The organism is Burkholderia pyrrocinia, from assembly GCF_003330765.1.
GTDB lineage: Bacteria > Pseudomonadota > Gammaproteobacteria > Burkholderiales > Burkholderiaceae > Burkholderia > Burkholderia pyrrocinia_B.
In genome coordinates, this window is sequence record NZ_CP024903.1 from 1,062,763 (window position 1) to 1,084,522 (window position 21,760).

The window sequence follows — 21,760 nt, forward strand, 5'->3', positions numbered from 1 at the left end:
ATGACGATCATCGAAAAATACTGGGACGATGCGCGCGAAGGCGACGAATGCGTCAGCCCGCAATACACGGTGACCAAGGCGCGCATCCTCGCGTACGCCGATCTCACCGGCGACCGCACGCCGGTGCACGTGGACGAGGACTACGCAAACGCCAGCCACTTCGGCTGCCTCGTCGCGCACGGCCTGTTCGGGCTGTCGATCGCGGACGGCCTCAAGACGCAGAGCGACTACCGCTTCCTGCCCGGCATGTCGCTGGGCTGGAGCTGGGATTTCCTGCTGCCGATCAAGGTTAACGATGTGCTGCACGTGAAGTTTCGAGTCGGCTCCATGCGAACCAGCAAGAGTCGCCCGGGCTGGGGCATTGTCGTGCTGCCTTCCGAGTTGATCAATCAGGATGACAAAGTGGTTCAACGCGGCGAGCACCGCCTGATGGTGCCGCGCCGGCCGGGAGCGTTCTGATGCAGGCCCGTCCTCTCGAAGGTATTCGCGTCGTCGACTACAGCCACTTTCTTGCCGGCCCCTACGTGGGGCGATGCCTGGCGGCGCTCGGCGCCGAAGTCATCAAGGTCGAGCGCCCGGGCAGTGGCGACGCCGGGCGCCAGCACGCCACCGTGCTCGACGACCAGCAAAGCGGCTATTTCCTGCAGCTCAACATGGGCAAGCGCGGCGTGAGCGTCAACATGAAGGACCCGCGCGGCAAGGCATTCATGCAGCGCCTGTGCGACTCGGCGGACGTGTTCGTCGAGAACTACCGGCCCGGTGCGCTGGACAAGTTGGGGCTCGGCTACGCTGCGTTGTCGGCACGCAATCCGGGCCTGGTGTACTGCTCGATTTCTGCTTATGGCCACACGGGACCGGACGCGCATCGTGCCGGCTTCGGACTGATTGCCGAAGCCAAAAGCGGGATCATGCAGATGGTCGGCACGCCAGGCGAGCGCCCTCCGTTGCTGCGCATTTCGCTGGGCGACATGTACACCGGTATTCACGCGGTAGCCGCAATCAACGCCGCATTGCTGGGACGCGCGAAGAGCGGATGCGGTCAGCACATCGACATGGCGCTGTACGACACGCTGGTGTCGATGCATGAGTACGCGGTGCAGTGCTACACGCTGCAAGGCGCGCTGCCCGAGCAGACGGGGCACGACATGCCGACCTCGACGCTCTATGGCGTGTTCCGCGCCGCGGACGGCGATCTCGTGATCGCGGCGCAGGTGGACGATTCGTGGAAACGCTTCGCAGCATTGATCGAATCGCATGGCGGCCCGGCGGGCTTTGGTGCCGACACGCGATTCCACGACAGCGTGGGGCGCAACGCGCATCGGTCGAACATCCTGTCGGTCGTCGAACCCTGGGTGGCCGCGCGCTCCGTCGCGTCGATCCTGGCATTGCTGGACGGCATCGACGTCCCCTGCGCCAAGGTGCAACGCATCGACGAGGTACTGGACGACCCGCAGATCCACGCACGGGGCATGGTGGTCGAGCAGCAGCATCCGCGCTACGGCACGCTGCGCCTGCCCAACCTGCCGTTCCGCTTCTCCGATTGCGATACGACGATTCGCGACGTCGCGCCCGACCTCGGGCAGCACAACGCCGAGGTGGCGCGCTCGCTGGGCTTCGACCCGGCCGAGATTGACGCGATGCAGACCGATGGCGTCCTTTATTCCAAATGAGCCCACGATGACTGACCATTACGCGGTGATCGGCAACCCGATCGGACACACGAAATCTCCGCTGATCCATGGTCTCTTTGCCGAAGAGACGCAGCAGGATTTGCGCTATACGGCCATCGAGGGGCCGGTCGAGCCGCAGGAGGCCTTTGCCGAGGTGGTGCGGGCGTTCGCGGCCGCGGGCGGCAAGGGCCTGAACGTGACCGCGCCCTTCAAGCTCAAGGCCTTCGCGATGGCGGACGAACGCAGCGAGCGCGCAACGTTGGCCGGCGCCGCCAATGCGCTCAAATTCGAAGATGGGCGCGTTCTGGCCGACAACTTCGATGGCATCGGGCTGGTCCGCGATATCGAGGTCAACCTTGGCCTGTCGCTGACCGGTAAGCGCGTGCTGATGCTCGGCGCCGGTGGCGCAGCGCGCGGCGCATTGCTGCCGTTCCTGGAGGCGTGCCCGGCTGAAATGGTCATCGCAAACCGCGACCTGGCCAAAGGACAGGCGCTGGCGGCCCAGGTCGCCGGGCGTGGTGCGCTCGTCGCCTGCGGCTATGCCGATCTCGAACGCATGGGACGCTTCGACCTGGTGGTCAATGCCACGTCAGCGAGCCTGACCGGCGACCTGCCGCCCGTCCCGCCCGGCGTTTTCAGCCCGAAGGGTACGGCCTACGAGCTTGCCTACGGCAAGCGATTGACACCGTTCCTGCGGCTTGCGAGCAATGCAGGCGTACTCGGCGTGGCGGACGGTGTGGGCATGCTGGTCGAACAGGCAGCCGAAGCCTTCGCCTGGTGGCGCGGCGTGCGCCCCCTAACCAGCGCAGTGATCGACCAGCTCACTATCCCCCTCGACTGAACGCACGGACCGAGGCAAGAATGAAGAAGATCCTGATGTTGTATGGCATCAATCACAACATGCTCGGCAAGCGCGATCCCGTGCAGTATGGAACGATCACGCTGGCGTAGATCGACGCCCGGCTGCAAACGCTGGGCGCGGAGCTGAGTGTGCAGGTGGAATCGTTTCAGACGAATTGCGAAGCTTGCGGCTTGGGGATTCAGCGTTATCTTCTCGCACCGCGCGCAGCCGCCGCGGAGATCAATGGCGAATGAGTCTCGTGCCGTGACCGGCAGCCTTGCTGCTTTTGCCGTACCTGTTGGCGGAAACGGATGACTGCTCTCAGGTGTGGGGCGCGTCGCCCGGGCAAGCATCCACGCACATGCCCGAACGACCGAATGTGGCCGAACGCGGCAGTACGAGTTCGGCCCGGCAGTGAGGTATTCGCACGATAACGGAACTTCCGTAGCCGCCCCGCTGGACCCTATGCGGAAGAAGATTTCGGCAAGATGTGCAGCTACGGTCAACGCAAATGCGTTGTCAGCAGATGGCCGTCGTGAGGCGGTCGCTGCTCTTCAATCTGTCGCGCCAGCGTCACGCTTGACGCGGTGTTTCGACGGGGGGTGTGCCGTCATGAAACAGCGTTTTCAGCTGTGAACGCAGTTCCGGCGAATCGGCATGCTTGTGAACCGTGACCGCATGCTGGACGGCCGCCTCAAGCAACTCGTCTTCGGAATCCGCGGATAGCGCAACGGAACAATTCATTTCGCTCGGGAATTCCCGGCAATCGATGTATTTGCGCGACATGATGCCTTCCTCATACGACAGTAGTCATGGGTCTTGCGTGAATGACCGCGCGGGATGCCCCGCGAAGTACATCGGGGACGATTGCGCCTCCTTATCGCGGACGAAATGATTTTGAAAGTATAGGTCGCGCGCAATGAATTCACGATAACGCATCGAAATTCATAGCGTTCCGCGTGCGTCGCCCGCACGACGTGCCGAAGATGTCGCCTGCGGTCAAGAATGAAACAGGGATGTAATTAACGGCCGACTACATGACTGCCGAAATCCGCACGCGAAGGCCCATTATCTGGGCGGACCGTTCTACTCTGATACCCGCCCTTGGGAATATGATGAATCGATCCGCAGCAACGAGGCGAGAGTACGTGAAATCTTGGGAGATCGATTTCGTCCGGCAGCCCTGGCTGCGGGGCATGATTGCACGGTCTGTTCTGTCAGTTGGCCGGAGCCGGCTTGCCGGCGCTTCCCCGATGCATTTACCGTAGCACGTGGCGAAAATCTCTAGAACCGCGACTGGGACGAACCATGGATCAAAGCGGAGACTTTATCGTGCGCACCATGTCGACCGGCGAGGTGGCCCTGTCGGTCGAATGGGCTGCTGCAGAAGGGTGGAACCCCGGCCGGCATGACCCGCATTGTTTCAGGGAGGCGGACCCGGCCGGTTTCTTCGTCGGCGTTTGGCACGGCGAGCCGGTCGCGTGCCTCGCCGCCGTCGCCTACGACGAACGCTTTGGCTTCATCGGTCTCTACATCGTGAAACCCGGGTTTCGCGGCAAAGGCTTCGGCATGCGAATCTGGCAGCACGGCATGCGCTATCTCGGAGACCGCAACGTCGGTCTCGATGGCGTCGTCGCCCAGCAGGCGAACTACAGGAAGTCCGGGTTCCGGCTCGCGTACCGCAACATCCGCTATCAGGGGCGCGTGGAAGGCATCGGGTGCGCGCATGTAGCCGCAGCGGCCGATGTGCCGTTCGAGCAGTTGCTTGCCTACGATCGCCAGTGTTTTCCTGCGGCGCGCGAGCGTTTCGTCTCCGCCTGGATCGCGCAGCCGGATGCCGTTGCGCTCGCTACAGTCGACGCTGGCCGTGTCGTCGGATACGGTGTCGTGCGCCGCTGCAAGGCGGGGTGCAAGATCGGCCCGCTCTTCGCCGATGGCGCAGGCGTCGCCACCGGGCTGTTTCGCGCGCTGGCGGCGAGCATGCCCGGCGAGGTCATCGTGCTCGACGTGCCGGAAACGAATCCTGCGGCCGTCGCGCTGGCGGAACGGCACGGCATGACGAGCGTTTTCGAAACCGCGCGGATGTATACGAAAGACGCGCCCGCGATCGCGATCGATCGCGTGTTTGGGGTGACGTCGTTTGAGCTGGGGTGATGGGACCAGACGGGGCTGAGCGTTACCGGTCGGCTTCGCGGTGCTTGTGCATTCGAGCAGAACCAAAAAACAAGGCCGGCGGGCAGGGTGCCCGTCGGTTTTTTTTGCATGCACGCGCGCTGCGTTCGCGTTACTTCACCGCGAGCGCCGTCGCCACGCTTTTATCGATCCACGCGTGGTCGGCCACGCTCAGTTTCTGCGGAATCAGCTTCGCCGCGTAGAACGCATCGGCCACACCTTGCTGGGCCGCGACGATCCGGTCGTCGAGCGGCACCGCGCCGAACGGTACGCGCTTGATCCATGTCTCGACGAGCGGTTGCGGCAGGCCGACCTTCGGCGCGATCAGCGCGGCCGTGTCGGCCGGATGCCCGTTGACCCACTGGCCCGTCTCGCGCGCCTGCTTCAGGATCGCGCCGACCACGTCGGCATGCTGCTGCGCGAAGTTCCGCGTCGCCTCGTAGAAGTTGTTGGTGGCCGCGAGCCCCGTGTAATCGGACAGCGTGCGCACCTTCAGCGCGTTCTGCGCGGCCGCGTAGTACGGATCCCAGACGGCCCACGCATCGACGTTGCCGCTCTCGAATGCGGCGCGCGCGTCGGCCGGCGCGAGATACACGGGGCGGATTTCGTCGTAACGCACACCAGTCTTCTTCAGCGCTTCGAGCAGCAGGTAGTTCGCGCTCGAGCCTTTCTGCAGCGCGACCTTCTTACCGCGCAGGCCGGCGACCGAACGGATCGGCGAATCGGCCTTCACGAACACGGCTTCGTTGTGCGGCGCCGGCGGTTCCGCGCCGACATAGACGAACTGCACGCCGGCCGCCTGTGCGAACACGGGTGGCGGCGCGCCCGTATAGCCGAAGTCGATGCTGTTCGCGTTCAGCGCTTCGAGCAGTTGCGGGCCGGCCGGGAATTCGAACCACTGGACGCCATAGCCGAGCGGCTTGAGCCGCGCTTCGAGCGAGCCTTGCGCCTTGATGACCGACAGCAGGCCGGCTTTTTGATAGCCGATGCGCACGATCTTGTCGGCGCCGCCCTGCGCGAAGGCCGACGCGGCGGACAGCGCGACGAGCGTGACGGCGGCGGTGCGGGTGATCCAGCGGGTAAAACGAATCATCGAACGGACTCCATGCGAAACGTCTTCGGGCGAGCGGCCGGTGCCGCTCGGTTGGAAGAATCGTCGCATGGGCGATCGCGCCCGCAAACGAAGCATTGCGGATATGAATATGACGGCGGCGGCCCTATGCTTTGTCGCCGTCGCCTTGCGTATCGGGCGCGCCGGACTGCCGCGCGGCCTCGTCGCTGAGCTTCTTGTCGAGGATCGTCGCGACGCGGCCGCCGAGATACGCGCTCGCCGCGGTTTCGAGCGCGCGGTTCGTCTCGCCTTCGACGAACACGGCCGCGAGCGGGCGCAGGCGCCAGATCGCGTCGACCAGTTCGGGCACGTCGGTGGCCGGCGGCAGCGTGCCGGCGTCGTAGCGGTCGAGCCGCTTCACGACGAGATCGACGAGCAGCCGCGCGATCGCGTCGAAATGCGGCCGCGCGAGGCTGATCACGTCGAGCAGCTCGCGCGGCGGAATGCCTTCCTTCGTCATCGCGGCCGCCGCCTCGAGCAGCGCGGGGCTCTTCGCGACGAACGACAGGCCGCGCCGTTCGAGCAGCCCGAGCTCGGTCACGCGTGACAGCTGCGTGGTCGCCTGCGCGCCGAACATCTGCGCGAGCGCGGCGAGCGAATAGGTTTTCGGCAGTTCATGCGACCAGCGGCCGCCGATCGCGTTTTCGAGGCCGAGGATCGAGCGCAGGTCGTGGCCTTCGTCGATCGCCTTGATCAGGTCCTGGATGTTCGACAGCGTGTAGCCGCGCGCGAGCAGGTGGTTGATCAGCTTCAGGCGCGCGACGTGCGTATCGTCGTAGATGCCGACGCGCCCGCGTTTCTCGGGCGGCGCGAGCAACCCGCGATCCTGGTACGCGCGGACGTTGCGCACGGTCGTGTCGGACACGCGTGCAAGCTCGTCGACCGTGTACTCGTTGCGGGAATCCGCCGCGGCCTCGTCGGGGGTGGAATGAGTCTGTTTTGACATGCGGCCATTCTAGCGCGACGCGGCAGGCTCGGGCGAGGCGGGGAGCGTGCGCGCGCCGTCGCCGAGCGGGCGTTGCAGCAGCGCCGTGTCGATCCAGCGGCCGTGCTTGAAACCGACCGCCTTCAGCATGCCGGCCGGCTCGAAGCCGAACGCGCGATGCAGCGATGTCGAGCCGCCCGTGCCGCCATCGGCGATTACCGCGATCATCTGCCGCCACGGGCCGGCTTCGCAACGTGCGATCAAAGCCGCGAGCAGCGCGCGGCCGATCCCACGACCGCGCCACGCGTCGTCGATGTATATCGAATCTTCGATCGTGAAGCGGTATGCGCTGCGCGTGCGGTATGGCGTCGCGTATGCATAGCCGGCCACGCGGCCGTCGCATTCGGCGACGAGATACGGCAGCCCGTGGCGCAACACCGCGTCGCGGCGCGCGCGCAGTTCGGCGACGTCGGGTGGCGTTTCCTCGAACGATGCGACGCTGTGGTGCACGTGGTGCGCATAGATCGCGTGGATCGCATCGAGGTCGGCATCGGTCGCGTCGCGAACGACGCAGGCGGGGGTAGTGGGCATGGCGGCGGGCCTGGCGCAATCAAATCGCTACTATGCCGTCCGCCGGACCGCGTGGCAAAGCCGTTTGCGGTTTCGGCCGCTTACAGTCGGCCGTCCGCCGCGTGAACGGCTTCGGCGATCGCATCGGCGACGCGCTGCACGCGCGGCGACCGGCGCACATCCGGGTGGACGACGAGCCAGATCTCGCGCTCGATGTCGCAATGCGGCGCGGCCGTCAGCTCGACGAGCGGCGCACCGGCGTGCGCCGCCGGATCGTCGACGAGAAACCTCGGCAGCAGTGCGACGCCGGCCCCCGCCGCGCACGCGCGATGCTGCGCGGCCAGGTCGTTGGTGATGAACGCGAAACGGCGCCCGGCCGCGAAGCGTTCGAGCCACTGCTGCTGCGGCGTTTGCGCGAGCGCGTCGTCGTAACCGACGAACGGCCAGGTGTCGGGCGGCGCGTCCGCCCATTCGGGCGACGCGCACAGCGCGAAGCGCATCGTGCCGAGCCGGCGCGCGGCGAGCCCCGGCTCGCTCGGCCGCGACAGCCGCACCGCGAGATCGGCTTCGCGCGCGTACAGGTTCGCCGCATGCATCTCGCCCATCAGGTCGATCCGCAGCGCCGGCCAGGCACGCTGCGCGCGGGCGAGCCGTGGCGCGAGGAAATGGCTGGCGAACACCGGCGACGCCGACACGCGCACCACGCCGTCGAGCGCTGCCGCGCCCTGGGCGGCGCGCGCGAATGCATGCGCGTCGGTTTCGAGGCGCGCGGCGTGCTCGGCGAGGTGCAGCCCTTCGTCGGTCGGCGGCCAGCCGCGCGGCAGCCGGTCGAACAGCCGGATCCCGAGCGCGGACTCCAGCGCGTCGATGCGCCGCGCGACCGTCGAATGCTGAACCTGCAGCGCCCGGGCGGCGGCCGACAGGCTGCCGCCGCGCATCACCGCGAGGAAAGTGCGGATGTCGTCCCAGCTCATCGGCAGCGCGGACGCGGGAACAGAATCTAGATCGGTCGAATTTTGCACAGTGGATGGGCGATTAACGTGAATTCCGTTCGATTATGCACGATGGGATGATCGTGTCACTTCATTCGATTGCGAGGAACGTCATGACCCAAACTGCCACTGCCGTCCGGATCGGGATCGACCGCTACGGCGATGCCGGCGTGCTGCGCCGCGTCGATGCGCCTGTGGCGCCGCCCGACGCCGGCGAGGTGCGGATTCGCCAGACCGCCGTTGGCGTGAATTTCGTCGATATCTATTTCAGGACGGGCGCACATGCATTGCCCGCGCTGCCGGACGCGCTCGGCGTCGAGGCGGCCGGCGTGATCGATGCGGTCGGGCCTGGCGTGACGGATCTCGTGCCGGGCCAGCGTGTCGCGTATGCGGGCATGCCGACCGGCAGCTACGCGAACCTGCGCACGATGCCGGCCGAGCGCGTGCTGCCGATACCCGACGGCCTGAGCGACGCCGCGGCCGCCGCCGGGCTGCTGAAAGGGATTACCGTCTACATGCTGCTGCATCGCGTCCGGCAGGTCGGCGCCGGCGACACGGTGCTCGTGCATGCGGCGGCCGGTGGCGTCGGGCTGCTGGCGACGCAGTGGGCGCGCGCGCTCGGCGCGCGGGTGATCGGCACGGTCGGTTCGGCTGCGAAAGCCGCGCTCGTGCGCACGCATGGCGCCGAGGCGGTCGTCGATTATCGCGAGGCGGATTTTGTTGCGGCCGCGCGCGCATTCGGCGGCGGCGCAGGTGTCGATTACGCGATCGACGGGATCGGCGGCGACGTGCTGACGCGTACGCTTGGCGCGATCCGTCCGTTCGGGATGGTCGCGAGCATCGGACAGGTTGCCGCGATCGGCGCGCGGCAGACCATCGACCTCGACGAACTGGGGCCGGCCCGTTCGATCGCGCTTGCGCGGCCGAGTGTGCTCGGCTTCATCGCGCGCGACGTGGCCGGGTATCGGGAAGCCGCGCGCGCGACGCTCGAGCGGCTGGCGGGCGGGATGCACGTCGAGATCGGCGCGCGGCTGCCGCTCGAACAGGCAGCCGACGCGCACCGGTTGCTGGAGTCGCGCGCGACGACGGGCGCGGTCGTGCTGGTGCCGTAACGGCGCGCGGTTACGGACCGCGATGCGGCCTGGCGGTCGCATCGCGGTGCTGTCGCGGCCCGGCTCGCCGGCCGGTCAGTTGTGCTTGCGCAGCGGCGCATCCTCGACGAACCACGCGAGCACGAACGCGATCGCGATCACCGTCGCCGCCGCGAGATACACGACGTGCAGCGAGCCGGCGAACGCATGCAGGTACGCATCGCGCACGGCATCCGGCAACTGGTGCACGGTGGCCGGGCCGAGCGCGGGCGGCAACTCCGTGCCGGCCGGCATGGCTTGCAGCATCCGCGACTGCAGCCCGTGCGAGAACAGCGCGCCGAACGCGGCGACGCCGAGCGAGCCGCCGATCGAGCGGAACAGTGTCGCGCCCGACGTCGCGACGCCCATGTGGCGGAATTCGACCGTGTTCTGCACGGCGAGCGTGAGCACGGGCATCACCATGCCGAGCCCGATGCCGAGCAGCGCCATGTACGCGTACATCGTGTGCAGGGGCGTATCGAGCGTCAGCGTCGACAGCAGCGCCATCGCGACGCCGCCGATCAACGTCCCCGCGATCGGGAACATCCGGTACGAGCCGAGCCGCGAGATCAGCCGGCCGCTGACGACCGACGTCACGAGCATCCCGCCCATCATCGGCAGCAACTGCATCCCGGCCTGCGACGGCGTCGAGCCCTTTACGACCTGCAGGTAGAGCGGGATGAACGTGACCGAGCCGAACAACGCGACGCCGACGACGAAGCCGATCAGGCTGACCAGCACGAAGGTGCGATGGCGAAACAGTTCGAGCGGCATGATCGGCTCGGCCGCGAGCCGTTCTTCATAAATGAAGCCGCCGATCGCGACGAGGCCGAGCACGAGCGTCATCCACAGCTGCGGCGACGACCACGGCAGCAGCGAGCCGCCTTCGCTCGTGAACAGGATCACGCAGGTGAGGGCGGTCGCGAGGAACGCGGCGCCCATGTAGTCGATCCGGTGCTTCACGTGCGCGGTGTGCGGCCGGAACGCGATGCCGATCACCGCGAGCGCGAGAAAGCCGAGCGGCAGGTTGATCGTGAAGATCCAGCGCCACGACAGATGCTCGACCAGAAAGCCGCCGAGCAGCGGGCCGATGATCGTCGCGAGGCCGTAGACGCCGCCGAACATCCCCTGGTAGCGCGCACGGCGATCGGGCGGGACCAGATCGCCGATCGCGGCCATCGTGACGACCATCAGGCCGCCGCCGCCGAGCCCCTGCAGCGCGCGCAGCACGATCAACTGGGTCATGTCCTGCGCGACGCCGCACAGCGCGGAGCCGGCAAGGAACAGCACGATTGCGGCCTGCAGCACGATCTTGCGCCCGTACAGGTCGCCGAGCTTGCCGTACAGCGGCAGCACGACGGTGGACGACAGCAGGTACGCGGTGACGACCCACGACAACTGGTCGAGCCCGCCGAGCTCGCCGACGATGGTCGGCAGCGCGGTCGACACGATCGTCTGGTCGAGCGCGGACAGCAGCATGACGAGCAGCAGCGCGGCGACGATCAGCCCGGTCGGCGCGTCGCGGCGGACCGCTTCGGCGGCCGGCGGAATAAGGAGGGTGTCGGTTGTCATCGAGATATCTGCCATGGCAGGGAATTGAGTCGAAATATAGCCATAGATGGTTGACCAGTCAATTTCTGCCCAGCCTCGATATGTTGCAACCGTAACAGGAGATTGCCGGCGCGAAAAATTGACCGGGATCAGACTGAAAGCGGGGACGGACTCAAGTTTTCTGCAGGCAAACCGTAATCCAGAGTGCTGCGGACCGATTGCCGCGGCACTTTTTATCGCTCACGTGCCGTCATGAACCTGAACGCCCTGTTTTCCCGTTTCTCGATCCGTACGCGGATCTTCTCCACGCTCGGTCTCGTCGCCGTGCTGCTCGTCGTGTCGGGCCTGATCGGCCTCGCCGGCATGCAGAGCTCGAACCGCGCGCTCGACGAGGCCTATACGCAGCAACTGGCTGCGAAAACCGCGCTTGCCGCGGCGAGCCTGAACCTGACGATCGTGCGCACGACGCTCGACCGCGCGCTGCTGCATCCGGAAGCGCCGGAAGTGCCCGATCTCGTCAAGAAGGCCGAGAACTATCTCGCGAAGGCCGACACCGCGTGGCGCGGCTACGCGGCGATGCCGCACGACGGCGACGAGGGCCCGCTCGCGAGCCGCCTTGACGCCGCGCGCCAGGCGCTGATCGGGCAGGCGCTGAAGCCGCTGATCGATGCGATTCGCGACGGCCGGCGCGACGAGGCCGACCGCTTGTTGATGTCGGTCGCGCCGCCGCTGTCGGTCGCGCTCACGCAGGCGACCGATGCGCTCGATACGTACCAGGCGGCGCGCGGCAAGGACGTCTACGACACCGCGCAGACCTATTACGGCTGGATGCGCGCGGGCGCGATCGCGGGTATCGCGTTCGGCCTGGCCGCGTGTCTCGGCTGCGCGATCGGCCTGCACTTCGCGATCACGCAGCCCGTGAACCGGCTGCTGTCGCATTTCCGCCGCCTGTCGGACGGCGACCTGACGTCGGAAGTGCGCTGGTCGTCGCGCGACGAGATGGCCGAGCTGGTCAAGGGCGTGACGGGCATGCAGCGCAGCCTCGCGGATACCGTGCGCCAGGTCAGCCAGGGCTCCGAAGCGATCTCGACGGCGACGCACCAGATCGCGGCCGGCAACACCGACCTGTCGCAGCGCACCGAGGAACAGGCGTCCGCGCTGCAGGAGACGGCCGCGAGCATGGAGCAGCTGACGGCGACCGTGAAGCAGAACGCCGACCATGCGCTCGAGGCGCAAGCCTGCGCGGATAGCGCGAACGAGATCGCGACGCGCGGCGCGACGGTGGTCGGCGAGGTGATCGGCACGATGAACGAGATCGACCAGAGCTCGCAGAAGGTCGCCGACATCATCGGCACGATCGAGGGGATCGCGTTCCAGACCAACATTCTCGCGCTGAATGCGGCGGTCGAAGCCGCGCGTGCGGGCGAGCAGGGCCGCGGCTTCGCGGTGGTCGCGGGCGAGGTGCGCACGCTCGCGCAACGCTCGGCGTCCGCGGCGAAGGAAATCCGCACGTTGATCGGCGAATCGGTCGAGCGCGTCGCGAACGGCTCGCGGCTCGTCGGCGTGGCCGGCACGACGATGCAGGACATCCAGCAGGCGATCGGGCGCGTGACGGGCATCATGACGGAGATCGCGGCCGCATCGAACGAGCAGCGCGACGGGATCGAGCAGGTGAACCGCGCGGTGTCGCAAATGGATCAGGTGTCGCAGCAGAACGCGGCGCTCGTCGAGCAGGCTGCGGCTGCCGCCGCGTCGCTCGAGGAACAGGCCGACGGGTTGCGTCGCGCGGTGGGGGCGTTCCGGGTGGCTTGAGCGGGCGCGTCGCGAATGGTGGCGGGTTGGCAAGCGACTCGGCGTGATCGCCCAAGCGTTTCGCCTGCCATGTCACGCCGTCGGATGTTCAGACGTCGGGGTCCAGGCTGAGCCAGATCGCCTCGCACAGTACAGCGACTTCCGCGCCGCATGACGGCTCGAGGACGAACAACGCCTTTCGATCCGCGTCGAAATCGGCCAGATACCGATCGAGCAGGGACTCATCGACGCTCGCCGCTTCGAAATCCTCTCGGCTGTCCATCCACTTCAGCCAGTGGCATATCTCCGCCGCTGAAAATGGGTACGCAGCGGATATCAGAAGGCGTGACACAACGTTCTGTTCCGCAAAATCGATCACGCGCTGGGAGATGACACCGGTGAAGCGAAAGGTGCCGATTCCTCCGTCGATTCGACTGAACCGAAGCCGCAATTCCTGATCGGTCGGACGATGGTCGATCATGACGAGTTCGGCATCATGGAAGGTCGGCATGTTCTCGAACCCAATGACGTTTTGGTGATTCACGTTTTCCATAATGAAATTCCGGCTCATATTTTAAGGAAGAATAGATATTGGTACGCCCGGCCCTCGGCGCAATTTCCCGTGAAGTGGGTCGATCGCCCAGTTATGTGCGTGAGGAATACCTTGGCCGTGATCGTGGTCGAAATCGATATCGACTGCTGGTCGACCACCGTCGCCGTACAAACGCATCTGTCCGCTGCCTGGATTCGTGTACCAGGTTCCAGGTTTTCCAGTGTTCGGTGTTTTTGCAACCTCAAAAATGTCATCGCTCGGCGAGGCTTCCGAATATTCGAACGGCGGTGCGTCGCCGAGTAGCGTGGAAGTGAAGCGGTTGCCAGCCTGCGTGACTGCTCTTTCAGACCTCAAGCGCCCCACAACGACTTGCAGATAGCTGAGGAGTTCATCCGCGCTCACGTCGCTCGGCGTGGCCCAACTGCGAGCGGCGGTCGCGTCGCAAGGTGAGGGCGGCATGCTGACCGGTTTGACGCTTTCCAGATTGGAGAACGGCATGAACGACGGTCCGGCCGCCCTGGCCTTTCGGGGGGCCTGCGTGCCGGTTCCGCCGCTTCCGCCGGATTGCGTAGCGGTTCGCTCGATCGAAACGGAAACCCCTCCGCTTTGTATGACCGCGCGAAGTACCGCAACAGCAGCGCCGACGGCCGCGCCAGCCGTGCTATACGACGCGTGAAGCCAAGCCGCCGGATATGGTCCAGTGCTCTATGGGTTTCATTTCCGACACCCGCGGTCGGCCAGGCCCGCAGGAACTCGTCTGCATCTCGTCTCTGCCGCAACGTCAACGCACCTGGAGAAACGAGTCTGTTCAAGGTGGCCTGCCTGCCGAAACCTAATTCGATTTTCACTGCAGCCATCGGTCGATACCTTTCGAATGCCATGCGGAATGGCTCGGCATCGTAACGGCAGGCCGGAAGCGGATAAACCACCCGGTATTGCAGGAGCCGCGCGAAAGGCGGGTAGTTCAGGGGGCGAGGCGGAAAGAAATGTGCCCGATTGTGTCGACGAGCATCACGTTGGAGATTGTTCCCGTGTTGGACGATCCGCGCTGCCCCGTTAACCTGCCGCGAGTTGCGCGGCCGCGCGTGACGACGCGACGATCAGCAGCTTCATCGTCGCGCGCGTCGCGCCGACGAACAGCTTGCGCGCGGCGCGTGCGTCGAGCGTGTCGAAGTCGACCTCGGTGAGGATCACGCACGGCGCTGACTGGCCCTTGAAGCGGTAGATCGAATCGAGCAGCACGTCGCCTTCGCGATATTCGGGGTTGCCGAACAGGTCGTACTTGCCGGTGAAGCTCTTGATCCGGTGCGGGCCGAGCTGGTCGAGCGGCGCGAGCACCGAGCCTTCGCGGCCGCGATACGACAGCACCGCGATGTCCTGCTTGCGGAAGCCGAGCGACAGCGCGTGCGTGATCGCGCGCTTGGTCGCGTCGATGCAGGCGTCGGCCAGCGCGTCCCCCGACGCGCCTGCTTCCCCGTATGCCGACACCGACGGATCCGAACCGTCGAACGGGCTGCCCGAGCGCAGTTCGGCCGCGAGCGGCTCGACCCGGCCGACGACGTCGCGCACGAATTCGAGCAGGTCGCGCGGGCTGCGGTAGTTCGTGAGCGCCTTCAGCGCGACCCAGCCGGGCAGTGCAACGGGCTCGCGCATGTACAGGTTCTGCAGCGGATCTTCCAGCCACCACCATGCGCCGTCCGGCGCCAGCAGGCGTTCCAGTGCGGCTGCCCACGGTGCATGGAAATCCTGCCCTTCGTCGACGACCAGCACGTCGAAGCGCCAGCGCTCCGGGATCGGCGCTTCCGCGAAGCGTGCCTCGAGCCGCTCGAATTCGCCGGGCACCTGGAAGTCGGGCGTATAGCCGCCGTCGCGCGCGACCCAGTCGCACAACTGGTGGTAGTTCGCGATCTTCGCGCCGGGCGGCGCGATGCGCGCGATATAGTCGGCGAGCGGGCGGTTGAAGCACACGTAGAGCACGCGCTTGCCGGCCGCGACGGCATCGCGCATCGCCTGCACCGCGAGCTGCGTCTTGCCCGAGCCGGCGGTGCCGGTGACGCGCAGCCGGAACGGCGCGAATTCGAGCTGGCGCGCCCACGCGGCGAGCCCGCCCGACAGCCGCGTGACGAGCGTGCCGGCCTGCCCGACGAGCGCGCTCGTGTCGGGCGTGAGCGCCAGTTCGTCCGCGAGGAAATGGTGGAGCTTCGGTGCGTTCGGAAAGTGTTCGTCGTCCTCGGGCAGGATCTGCAGGATCACTTGCGCGAGCTGCGTCTTGCGCGACGCGTCGACGATGCGGTCGGCCGGGACGCCCGCGATCGATGCCTGGCGGATCGCGTAGTCGGGGCAGTACAGCAGCGCCTCGACGCCGTAGACGCCCGCGCCGAGCGCGGCCGTCAGGCGCCGGTGCAGCGTTTCCTGCGTGCGCGCGAGCTGGATCGGGACATTGCGCTCCTTTTGCAAGTAGACCTTCACGAGCCCCTTCGGTGTTTCGCGCAGGAAGCCGGCCTTTTGCTCGATCAGCAGCACGCGGCCGGCCGGGCTCACGACGACGAACGCGGCCTCGCCGAATACCGAGAAGGCTTGATCGGCGCGCGTCCAGTGCACGCCGTGATACACGGTGTAGTTGTCCGGCAGCGCGTGTTCGAGCGCGGCGAGCGTCTCGCGCTCGCGTTCGGCCGCGCCGGTCGCGGCGAGGCTTTTCCAGTCGTCGGGGATGAGGCGGGCCATGGAGTCGGGCGGCGGATGCCGGGGTGGGCGTGAACAGGTGCGGCTATTGTACTGAGGAACCTGTTCGCGCCCGCGGCATTGCGCGCCCGCTGGCCTTGAGGAAGACGAGCCGGGTCGGCGGAAATTACCCGCGTGCGAGCCGTTTCGCGAGATCGGCGCTGAGGATCGCCATGCGCGCGGGCTTTTCGTAGCAGACGACGTCGAACGCGCGGATCACTTCGCTGATGTCGGCTTCGCTCGCGCGGCCGGTGAGCAGGTCGCCCGTCAGCACGAAGATCGGCGCACCCGGGTTGTCGGACGTGCGCACGGCCTTGATCGCGGTGGCGGCCGTGCTGTCGTCGAACAGCCATTCGGTCAGGACCGCGTCGAAGGCCTGGCCCTGCAGCGCGTCGACGAACGGCGCGAGGCCGTCGAACGCGGCCGTCGCGAAACCCTGCCGTTCGAGATAGCGGCACAGCTCGGTTGCGCTGACGCGATCGGGGTCGATCACCGCGACGACGAGCTTGTCGCTCTCCGCGCGGCGCGGATAGATTTCGATCTTGTGCACGTCGTACGCGTTCTGGTACAGCACGCCGGTATGGCGCAGCACGCGCCAGCGGCCGTTCTGTTCGTACGCGACGAACTCGGGGCGCGCGCCGGCTTCGAGCGGCGCGCCGATCCATGCGGTGCACGGAATCTCGGCGACGCCCGCGTACAGTACGGCCTCCTGCGAATAGGCGCCGACCATGCCGGGGTCGAGCGTTTGCGCGCCGAACAGCTGGGCGGCGGGTTCGCCGTACGCTTCGGCGACTTTCTTGATTTGCGCGAGCGTCCAGGGACTGCTGCCGCGCAGTTTGCGGTGGCCTTGCGAGAAACTCAGGTCGAGGATGCGGCACAGCTCGGTGGTCTGCTGGCGCTTGCCGATGCCGTTGCGGGTCATCAGCTCGCGCACGCGCTCGGCGACCGCGAGGGAATCCGTGGTGATTGCTTCAGTGGTCATGCTACGGGAACGGATCGTGACGTTCAGAACGACGCCTTGCGGCAGTCTCGACGGACAGTCTTCATGACGTCCAATGGCGAGCCGACCGGCCACGCGCGGAAAAGATAACTTTACCGCAAAATGGTCGTCATTCCGTGTCGCGATCGGTGCGTTTGTGTGAAAGGTGTGTCACGACGTTACCGCGGCAGCCCGTATTCGGATGGATTAACGACCAACAGGAAGCAATGACGACAACCTATCCGCTGCACGATGCATTGACCCGCGCCGAAACGGCGTTCCCCGCCGAGGCCGATGTCGTGATCGCCGGCGCCGGCATCATGGGCTGCGCGGCCGCGTACTACCTGGGTTTGCGCGGCCTGAAGGCCGTCGTGCTCGACAAGTCGCGCATCGCCGGACAGCAGTCGACGCGCGCATGGGGCTTCGTGCGGCAGCAGGGCCGCGAAGCCGCCGAGGTGCCGCTGATGATGGCCGGCATGCGAATCTGGGAAGGGTTAGAGGAAACCCTCGGTTTCGATCTCGAATGGCGGCAGGGCGGCTGTCTCTATATTGCGGACAACGAAACGGACTGGTCGTCGTTCAACGCATGGCTCTCCGTCGCGCGCGAGCACGGGCTCGACACGCGTATGCTGACGCGCGCGCAGATCGACGAGCGCGTCAACGGCCTTTCGCCGCAGGCGCGCACGCTCGGCGGGCTGTATACCGCGACCGACGGGCAGGCCGAGCCGCGTCGCGTGGCCGCGGCGTTCGCCGCGCGTGCCGCCGAGGCCGGTGCGCGCTTCTTCGAAGGGGGCGGCGTGACGGCGATCGAGACGGCTGGCGGCGCGGTCGTCGGCGTTGCGACCGAGCGTGGCGCGATCCGCACGCGGCGCGTGATCTGCGCGGCCGGCGCGACCAGTTTCCGGCTGCTCGACGGCGTCGGCATCCGCCTGCCGCAGCAGGCCGTGCGCGGCACCTGCATGCGCACCAGTGTGGTGCCGCCGGTATCTGCGTCGACGCTCTGGGGGCACGGGCTCGGCATCCGGCAGCGCAAGAGCGGCGCGATCAATCTCGCCGACGACATGCAGGTCGACGTCGACCTGACGCTCGGCCACCTGCGCGGGTTGAGTCTCTTCTGGCCGGAATTCTGGTCGCAGCGCGACAAATTCCGGCTGCACCTGAATTCGGCCGCGTGGCGCGATGCGCTCGCGCGCATCAACGGTGCGGCCGGGCCGATCGAACCGCGCGATCCGCAGCCGCAGCCGAATCGCGCGCATGCGCCGCGCGCGCTCGCGAAGCTCAAGGCGATGTTCCCCGCGATGAAGGACGCGCAGATCGTCGAGGCGTGGGCTGGCCTGATCGACGTGCTGCCCGACGGCATTCCGGTGATCGATGCGCCGGGCACGCCGTCGGGGCTCGCGATCGCGACCGGGTTCTGCGGTCACGGTTTCGCGATGGGGCCGATCGTCGGCCGGCTGCTCGCCGAATGGATCGACACGGGCGCACCGTCGCTCGACCTGTCGGCGTTTCGCGCGCAGCGCTTCGTCGACGGGACGATGGTGCGGCCGCGCAGCATGCTGTGACGGATGAATCGATGCGATGACGTCGGGTTGATCGACGCCTTCCCATCGTAGAATCGAGCCCGCATCCTTCAGGAGATTCCCCGTTGGCAACGCCCTCCGCCCAGCGCCGCTCGTTGCGCTCCCGTCTGCGTCGTGCCCGCGATCCGTGGCAGGCGCCGCGTGCGCGTACGCTGTTCACGCGCCCCGCGGCGTCGCCGCGTCGCACGCTGCTGTTCCGCTTCGGCGCGGTCGTGCTGCTGTGCGTGCTCGCGTTCCTCGTGCTGTATCTCGATCGCGACGGCCTGCGCGATTCGACCAAGAGCACGCCGATGACCGTCGCCGATCTCGTGTACTTCACGATGGTCACGGTCGCGACGGTCGGCTACGGCGACATCGTGCCCGTCACCGCGCGGGCGCGCCTGCTCGATGCGTTCTTCATCGTGCCGATCCGCATCGTCATCTGGTTCATTTTCCTGGGCACGGCGTATCAGTTCGTGATCCAGCGCGTCGTCGAGGAATTCCGCATGAAACGCCTGCAAAAGCAATTGTCCGATCACATCGTCGTGTGCGGTTATGGCCTGTCGGGGTCGATCGCCGTGCGCGAGCTGCTCGAGAGCGGCGTCGATCCCGCGACGATCATCGTGATCGATTCGCAGCAGCAGGCGCTCGAGGCCGCGACGTCGCTCGGCGTGACGGGGCTGCTCGGCGATCCCGCGCACGAGGATCTGCTGCAGCAGGCGCAGGTGCGCGCGGCGAAGGCCGTGATCATCTCGGTGACCGACGATCCGACCGCGATCCTGCTGACGCTGTCGGTGCGCAGCATCGCGCCCGAAACGAAGATCGTCGTGCGGATCCAGGAGAACCTGTACCAGCGGCAACTGCGGCAGGCCGGCGCGGACGTGATCGTGTCGTCGACGAAGATCGGCGCGCTGCTGCTCGCGGATGCGGTGCATAGCCGCTATATCGTGCCGTTCGTGAACGACATGCTGTCGACGCGCGGCCGCGCGACGCTGATCGAGCGCGAGGCATTACCGCACGAGATCGGCTGCATGACGAACGTCGTGCCCGGCGCGATCGTGGTCGGGCTCGACCGGTGCGGGAAGATCCAGTCGTTTTATGAGGACCCGCCGTGCAGGATCGAGGCGGGCGATACGCTGGTCGTGATCCAGTCGGCGCGGATTCCGGATCCGGATGTTTGAGGGTGTTTTGTTTTTAAAAAATTAAATTACTCAATGTGTTGTGTGCGTGAGTATCGGATGAGTCGTCTTATTTTGTTCGTCGCGTAGGTATCCGGGAGCAACATCAACCCTTGTCGATCCTCTGACCTGCCTGTCTTCCTCGTTCACGGGTACTTGGCTCTTTCCTGGAATTCGAGAGGAGATCGAATTCCATTTTGACCTCGGCCAGTTCGCGTTTGACCTGCGCCAGCTCGGCCTCCATTTCCGTCAGTGGCTTCTCGTGCCGACCGACATCTTTCAGCTTGCCGGCCCTCGCCGCGCGCACCCGGTTTGCCAGCGTCTTGATTGGGATCGACAGCCGCCGCGACGCTTCCGACACCCCAACATCTTCAGTCAACGCCAGCTTGACCGCTTCGTCCACGAAGCTCCTTCGTATAGACCGCTCTTGGAATTCGATTCATGCATGCCTCCGTTTCTCGATTTTACGAAACGTTGGCTTCTTTTTTTCGACCGCCCTCGGTCGTTCATTGACGGCATTACTGTGGAATGCTCGCGGTTCAGGCGGTCGCCTACCGCGCGAATGTCTCGAATTCCGCCCACCTCCCTAGCAATCTCCCCTGAGGGAAACCCTTACCATGGGTGATATTTTGAGTTGTTGACATATGACGTCTCACCTAATACCTTGGCGTCTGAGCTGCCCGGCGCGGCTTGATTTTGGGCTCGCCAATCCACGCCAACTTGGCGTCGCGGAATGGCGGAACCGTCTCCGTCCGGCCTGTATGCGACGCGTCGATGAGCATTTGTCTGATCAAGTGTGTCGATGTGGCGGCGTTGGCCTCGTCAAACTCATAGAGGTGTCAAATGAAGATTTCGTTTTCCATAAAGCACATTGCGATGGCGGCGTCGTTGGCTGCAACCGGGCTGATGTTTAGCCAACTGGCCAGTGCTGCAGATGTCACGATCGGATTCGCCGCACCACTGACCGGAGCCTCGGCACATTACGGGGTCGACCTGAAGCGAGGCGTTGAGCTGGCGATCGATGACGCGAATGCGAAAAAGCTCGTGATCGGCGGTCAGCCTGTGCGCTTTGTCCTGGATGCGGAGGATGACCAAGGTGACCCGCGGATGGGGTCGCAAGTCGCGCAGAAACTGGTGGACTCCAAGGTCGCCGGCATCGTCGGGCATTTCAACTCGGGCACCAGCGTGCCTGCCTCGCGGATCTACTACAACGCCGGAATTCCGATGGTCTCGCCGACGGCGACCAATCCGACACTGACGTCGCAAGGCTTCAATACCGTGTTTCGCGTGACGAATTCGGACGCCCAGATGGGACAGCTTGCCGGCCATTCGGCCGTTGGGGCACTCAAGGGCAAAAGCATTGCGGTAATGGACGATCGCACCGCGTTCGGCCAGGGCATGGCCGACGAGTTCGTCAAGGGCGTGAAGGCTGCGGGCGGCAATGTCGTTGACCGCGAATTCACGACCGATAAGGCGGTGGATTTCCGCGCGCAGCTGACCCGGATTAAGTCGTTCAATCCGGACGTGGTCTTCTGGGCGGGGCTGGACCAGCAGGCCGGCATGGTGATGAAGCAGATGCGCCAGTTGGGCATCCGGGCGACGATGTTAGGTGGTGGCAGCTTCGAAAACGACACGTTCCTGAAAGTGGCGGGCGAGAGTGCCGAAGGTGCCATGTCCTGGGACTACGGTGTGCCGCTGACCAAGCTCAAGGCAGGCAAGGCATTCGACCAGAAAATGAAGGCCAAGTACAACGAGGGTGTCGTTGCCTATTCGCCGTCCGCGTATGACGCGACCTGGGTGCTGATTAATGCGATGCAGAAGGCGAATTCGACCGATCCCAAGGTCTATGCGCCGCTCATCAAATCGGTGTCGTTCGAAGGCGTGTCCGGAAACATCGCGTTCATGCCGAACGGTGACATGAAGGATCCCGCTGCGACGTTCTACAAGGTGATCGGCGGAAAGTGGGTGCCGCAAGCCATTGCGACCGGCGACAAGGTCGAACCGATCAAAAACTGAC

19 protein-coding genes and 2 pseudogenes are annotated in these 21,760 nt (G+C 65.9%); 10 read left to right on the top strand and 11 right to left on the bottom strand.

The window, feature by feature from the left end; genetic code table 11:
* The 4 genes and pseudogenes from CUJ89_RS22240 to CUJ89_RS22255 form a co-directional block, all read left to right on the top strand.
* Positions 1-459, top strand: a complete 459-nt coding sequence (locus tag CUJ89_RS22240; RefSeq protein ID WP_114181503.1) for a MaoC family dehydratase — start codon at positions 1-3, stop codon at positions 457-459.
* Positions 459-1,670 (top strand): CaiB/BaiF CoA transferase family protein, encoded by a 1,212-nt coding sequence (locus tag CUJ89_RS22245; protein ID WP_114179595.1) that lies wholly within the window; start codon positions 459-461, stop codon positions 1,668-1,670. Before CUJ89_RS22240 ends, CUJ89_RS22245 begins: the two co-directional genes overlap by 1 nt.
* A gap of 7 nt (positions 1,671-1,677) precedes the next feature.
* Positions 1,678-2,511: a shikimate dehydrogenase gene (gene aroE / locus CUJ89_RS22250; protein WP_114179596.1), complete on the top strand. Its 834-nt coding sequence runs from the start codon at positions 1,678-1,680 to the stop codon at positions 2,509-2,511.
* Between the two features lie 20 nt (positions 2,512-2,531).
* Positions 2,532-2,693, top strand: a pseudogene (locus CUJ89_RS22255) (type II 3-dehydroquinate dehydratase); the annotation flags it as partial.
* Between the two features lie 391 nt (positions 2,694-3,084).
* Here CUJ89_RS22255 and CUJ89_RS22260 read toward each other — a convergent pair.
* Positions 3,085-3,297: a DUF1059 domain-containing protein gene (locus CUJ89_RS22260; protein ID WP_114179597.1), complete on the bottom strand. Its 213-nt coding sequence runs from the start codon at positions 3,295-3,297 to the stop codon at positions 3,085-3,087.
* Positions 3,298-3,819: 522 nt separating this feature from the next.
* On the opposite strand from CUJ89_RS22260, the gene CUJ89_RS22265 reads away from it, so the two are divergent.
* On the top strand, positions 3,820-4,665 hold the full coding sequence (locus CUJ89_RS22265; protein ID WP_114179598.1) for a GNAT family N-acetyltransferase: 846 nt from the start codon (positions 3,820-3,822) through the stop codon (positions 4,663-4,665).
* A gap of 130 nt (positions 4,666-4,795) precedes the next feature.
* On the opposite strand, the gene CUJ89_RS22270 is transcribed toward CUJ89_RS22265, so the two are convergent.
* The 4 genes from CUJ89_RS22270 to CUJ89_RS22285 all read right to left on the bottom strand — a co-directional run bounded on the left by CUJ89_RS22270 (position 4,796) and on the right by CUJ89_RS22285 (position 8,263).
* The gene (locus tag CUJ89_RS22270) at positions 4,796-5,776 is read right to left on the bottom strand and encodes a sulfonate ABC transporter substrate-binding protein (protein WP_114179599.1); all 981 of its coding nucleotides are present in this window, start codon (positions 5,774-5,776) and stop codon (positions 4,796-4,798) included.
* A 124-nt stretch (positions 5,777-5,900) separates the two neighbouring features.
* Positions 5,901-6,740: a MerR family transcriptional regulator gene (locus tag CUJ89_RS22275; protein WP_114179600.1), complete on the bottom strand. Its 840-nt coding sequence runs from the start codon at positions 6,738-6,740 to the stop codon at positions 5,901-5,903.
* 9 nt (positions 6,741-6,749) lie between these two features.
* Positions 6,750-7,310, bottom strand: a complete 561-nt coding sequence (locus CUJ89_RS22280) for a GNAT family N-acetyltransferase (protein ID WP_114179601.1) — start codon at positions 7,308-7,310, stop codon at positions 6,750-6,752.
* An 80-nt stretch (positions 7,311-7,390) separates the two neighbouring features.
* The gene (locus CUJ89_RS22285; RefSeq protein ID WP_114179602.1) at positions 7,391-8,263 is read right to left on the bottom strand and encodes a LysR family transcriptional regulator; all 873 of its coding nucleotides are present in this window, start codon (positions 8,261-8,263) and stop codon (positions 7,391-7,393) included.
* Between the two features lie 131 nt (positions 8,264-8,394).
* Here CUJ89_RS22285 and CUJ89_RS22290 point away from each other — a divergent pair, with 131 nt between their 5' ends.
* A complete protein-coding gene (locus CUJ89_RS22290) occupies positions 8,395-9,393 on the top strand; it encodes a quinone oxidoreductase family protein (RefSeq protein ID WP_114181504.1) in 999 nt (332 codons plus the stop codon).
* Between the two features lie 75 nt (positions 9,394-9,468).
* On the opposite strand, the gene CUJ89_RS22295 is transcribed toward CUJ89_RS22290, so the two are convergent.
* Positions 9,469-10,983 (bottom strand): MDR family MFS transporter, encoded by a 1,515-nt coding sequence (locus CUJ89_RS22295; RefSeq protein ID WP_114181505.1) that lies wholly within the window; start codon positions 10,981-10,983, stop codon positions 9,469-9,471.
* A 231-nt stretch (positions 10,984-11,214) separates the two neighbouring features.
* On the opposite strand from CUJ89_RS22295, the gene CUJ89_RS22300 reads away from it, so the two are divergent.
* Positions 11,215-12,774, top strand: coding sequence for a methyl-accepting chemotaxis protein (locus tag CUJ89_RS22300; RefSeq protein ID WP_114179603.1), 1,560 nt, complete (start codon positions 11,215-11,217; stop codon positions 12,772-12,774).
* An 88-nt stretch (positions 12,775-12,862) separates the two neighbouring features.
* Here the strand turns inward: CUJ89_RS22300 and CUJ89_RS22305 are convergent, their stop codons facing one another.
* From CUJ89_RS22305 to CUJ89_RS22320, 4 genes are all read right to left on the bottom strand, one after another.
* Positions 12,863-13,306, bottom strand: coding sequence for a hypothetical protein (locus CUJ89_RS22305; protein ID WP_114181506.1), 444 nt, complete (start codon positions 13,304-13,306; stop codon positions 12,863-12,865).
* Positions 13,307-13,327: 21 nt separating this feature from the next.
* A complete protein-coding gene (locus CUJ89_RS22310) occupies positions 13,328-13,804 on the bottom strand; it encodes a hypothetical protein (protein ID WP_152036654.1) in 477 nt (158 codons plus the stop codon).
* A 558-nt stretch (positions 13,805-14,362) separates the two neighbouring features.
* Entirely contained in the window at positions 14,363-16,030 is a 1,668-nt protein-coding gene (locus CUJ89_RS22315) for an ATP-dependent helicase (RefSeq protein ID WP_114179605.1), read from the bottom strand.
* A gap of 124 nt (positions 16,031-16,154) precedes the next feature.
* Positions 16,155-17,009: a helix-turn-helix domain-containing protein gene (locus CUJ89_RS22320; protein WP_006485970.1), complete on the bottom strand. Its 855-nt coding sequence runs from the start codon at positions 17,007-17,009 to the stop codon at positions 16,155-16,157.
* Between the two features lie 224 nt (positions 17,010-17,233).
* Here CUJ89_RS22320 and CUJ89_RS22325 point away from each other — a divergent pair, with 224 nt between their 5' ends.
* Positions 17,234-18,568, top strand: a complete 1,335-nt coding sequence (locus tag CUJ89_RS22325; RefSeq protein ID WP_114179606.1) for an NAD(P)/FAD-dependent oxidoreductase — start codon at positions 17,234-17,236, stop codon at positions 18,566-18,568.
* Between the two features lie 83 nt (positions 18,569-18,651).
* A complete protein-coding gene (locus CUJ89_RS22330; RefSeq protein ID WP_114179607.1) occupies positions 18,652-19,746 on the top strand; it encodes a potassium channel family protein in 1,095 nt (364 codons plus the stop codon).
* Between the two features lie 163 nt (positions 19,747-19,909).
* On the opposite strand, the pseudogene CUJ89_RS22335 reads toward CUJ89_RS22330, so the two are convergent.
* Positions 19,910-20,186, bottom strand: a pseudogene (locus tag CUJ89_RS22335) (transposase); the annotation flags it as partial.
* A 400-nt stretch (positions 20,187-20,586) separates the two neighbouring features.
* Between CUJ89_RS22335 and CUJ89_RS22340 the strand changes: the two are divergent.
* A complete protein-coding gene (locus CUJ89_RS22340; RefSeq protein WP_114179608.1) occupies positions 20,587-21,759 on the top strand; it encodes a branched-chain amino acid ABC transporter substrate-binding protein in 1,173 nt (390 codons plus the stop codon).
* Position 21,760: the final 1 nt, after the last annotated feature.

What these genes read in the sequence shown, in the direction of transcription:
- CUJ89_RS22240 (WP_114181503.1), top strand. Translation starts at nt 1, where the DNA reads ATGACGATCATCGAAAAATACTGGGACGATGCGCGCGAAGGCGACGAA.
- CUJ89_RS22245 (WP_114179595.1), top strand. Translation starts at nt 459, where the DNA reads ATGCAGGCCCGTCCTCTCGAAGGTATTCGCGTCGTCGACTACAGCCAC.
- aroE (WP_114179596.1), top strand. Translation starts at nt 1,678, where the DNA reads ATGACTGACCATTACGCGGTGATCGGCAACCCGATCGGACACACGAAA.
- CUJ89_RS22260 (WP_114179597.1), bottom strand. Translation starts at nt 3,297, where the DNA reads ATGTCGCGCAAATACATCGATTGCCGGGAATTCCCGAGCGAAATGAAT.
- CUJ89_RS22265 (WP_114179598.1), top strand. Translation starts at nt 3,820, where the DNA reads ATGGATCAAAGCGGAGACTTTATCGTGCGCACCATGTCGACCGGCGAG.
- CUJ89_RS22270 (WP_114179599.1), bottom strand. Translation starts at nt 5,776, where the DNA reads ATGATTCGTTTTACCCGCTGGATCACCCGCACCGCCGCCGTCACGCTC.
- CUJ89_RS22275 (WP_114179600.1), bottom strand. Translation starts at nt 6,740, where the DNA reads ATGTCAAAACAGACTCATTCCACCCCCGACGAGGCCGCGGCGGATTCC.
- CUJ89_RS22280 (WP_114179601.1), bottom strand. Translation starts at nt 7,310, where the DNA reads ATGCCCACTACCCCCGCCTGCGTCGTTCGCGACGCGACCGATGCCGAC.
- CUJ89_RS22285 (WP_114179602.1), bottom strand. Translation starts at nt 8,263, where the DNA reads ATGAGCTGGGACGACATCCGCACTTTCCTCGCGGTGATGCGCGGCGGC.
- CUJ89_RS22290 (WP_114181504.1), top strand. Translation starts at nt 8,395, where the DNA reads ATGACCCAAACTGCCACTGCCGTCCGGATCGGGATCGACCGCTACGGC.
- CUJ89_RS22295 (WP_114181505.1), bottom strand. Translation starts at nt 10,983, where the DNA reads ATGACAACCGACACCCTCCTTATTCCGCCGGCCGCCGAAGCGGTCCGC.
- CUJ89_RS22300 (WP_114179603.1), top strand. Translation starts at nt 11,215, where the DNA reads ATGAACCTGAACGCCCTGTTTTCCCGTTTCTCGATCCGTACGCGGATC.
- CUJ89_RS22305 (WP_114181506.1), bottom strand. Translation starts at nt 13,306, where the DNA reads ATGGAAAACGTGAATCACCAAAACGTCATTGGGTTCGAGAACATGCCG.
- CUJ89_RS22310 (WP_152036654.1), bottom strand. Translation starts at nt 13,804, where the DNA reads ATGCCGTTCTCCAATCTGGAAAGCGTCAAACCGGTCAGCATGCCGCCC.
- CUJ89_RS22315 (WP_114179605.1), bottom strand. Translation starts at nt 16,030, where the DNA reads ATGGCCCGCCTCATCCCCGACGACTGGAAAAGCCTCGCCGCGACCGGC.
- CUJ89_RS22320 (WP_006485970.1), bottom strand. Translation starts at nt 17,009, where the DNA reads ATGACCACTGAAGCAATCACCACGGATTCCCTCGCGGTCGCCGAGCGC.
- CUJ89_RS22325 (WP_114179606.1), top strand. Translation starts at nt 17,234, where the DNA reads ATGACGACAACCTATCCGCTGCACGATGCATTGACCCGCGCCGAAACG.
- CUJ89_RS22340 (WP_114179608.1), top strand. Translation starts at nt 20,587, where the DNA reads ATGAAGATTTCGTTTTCCATAAAGCACATTGCGATGGCGGCGTCGTTG.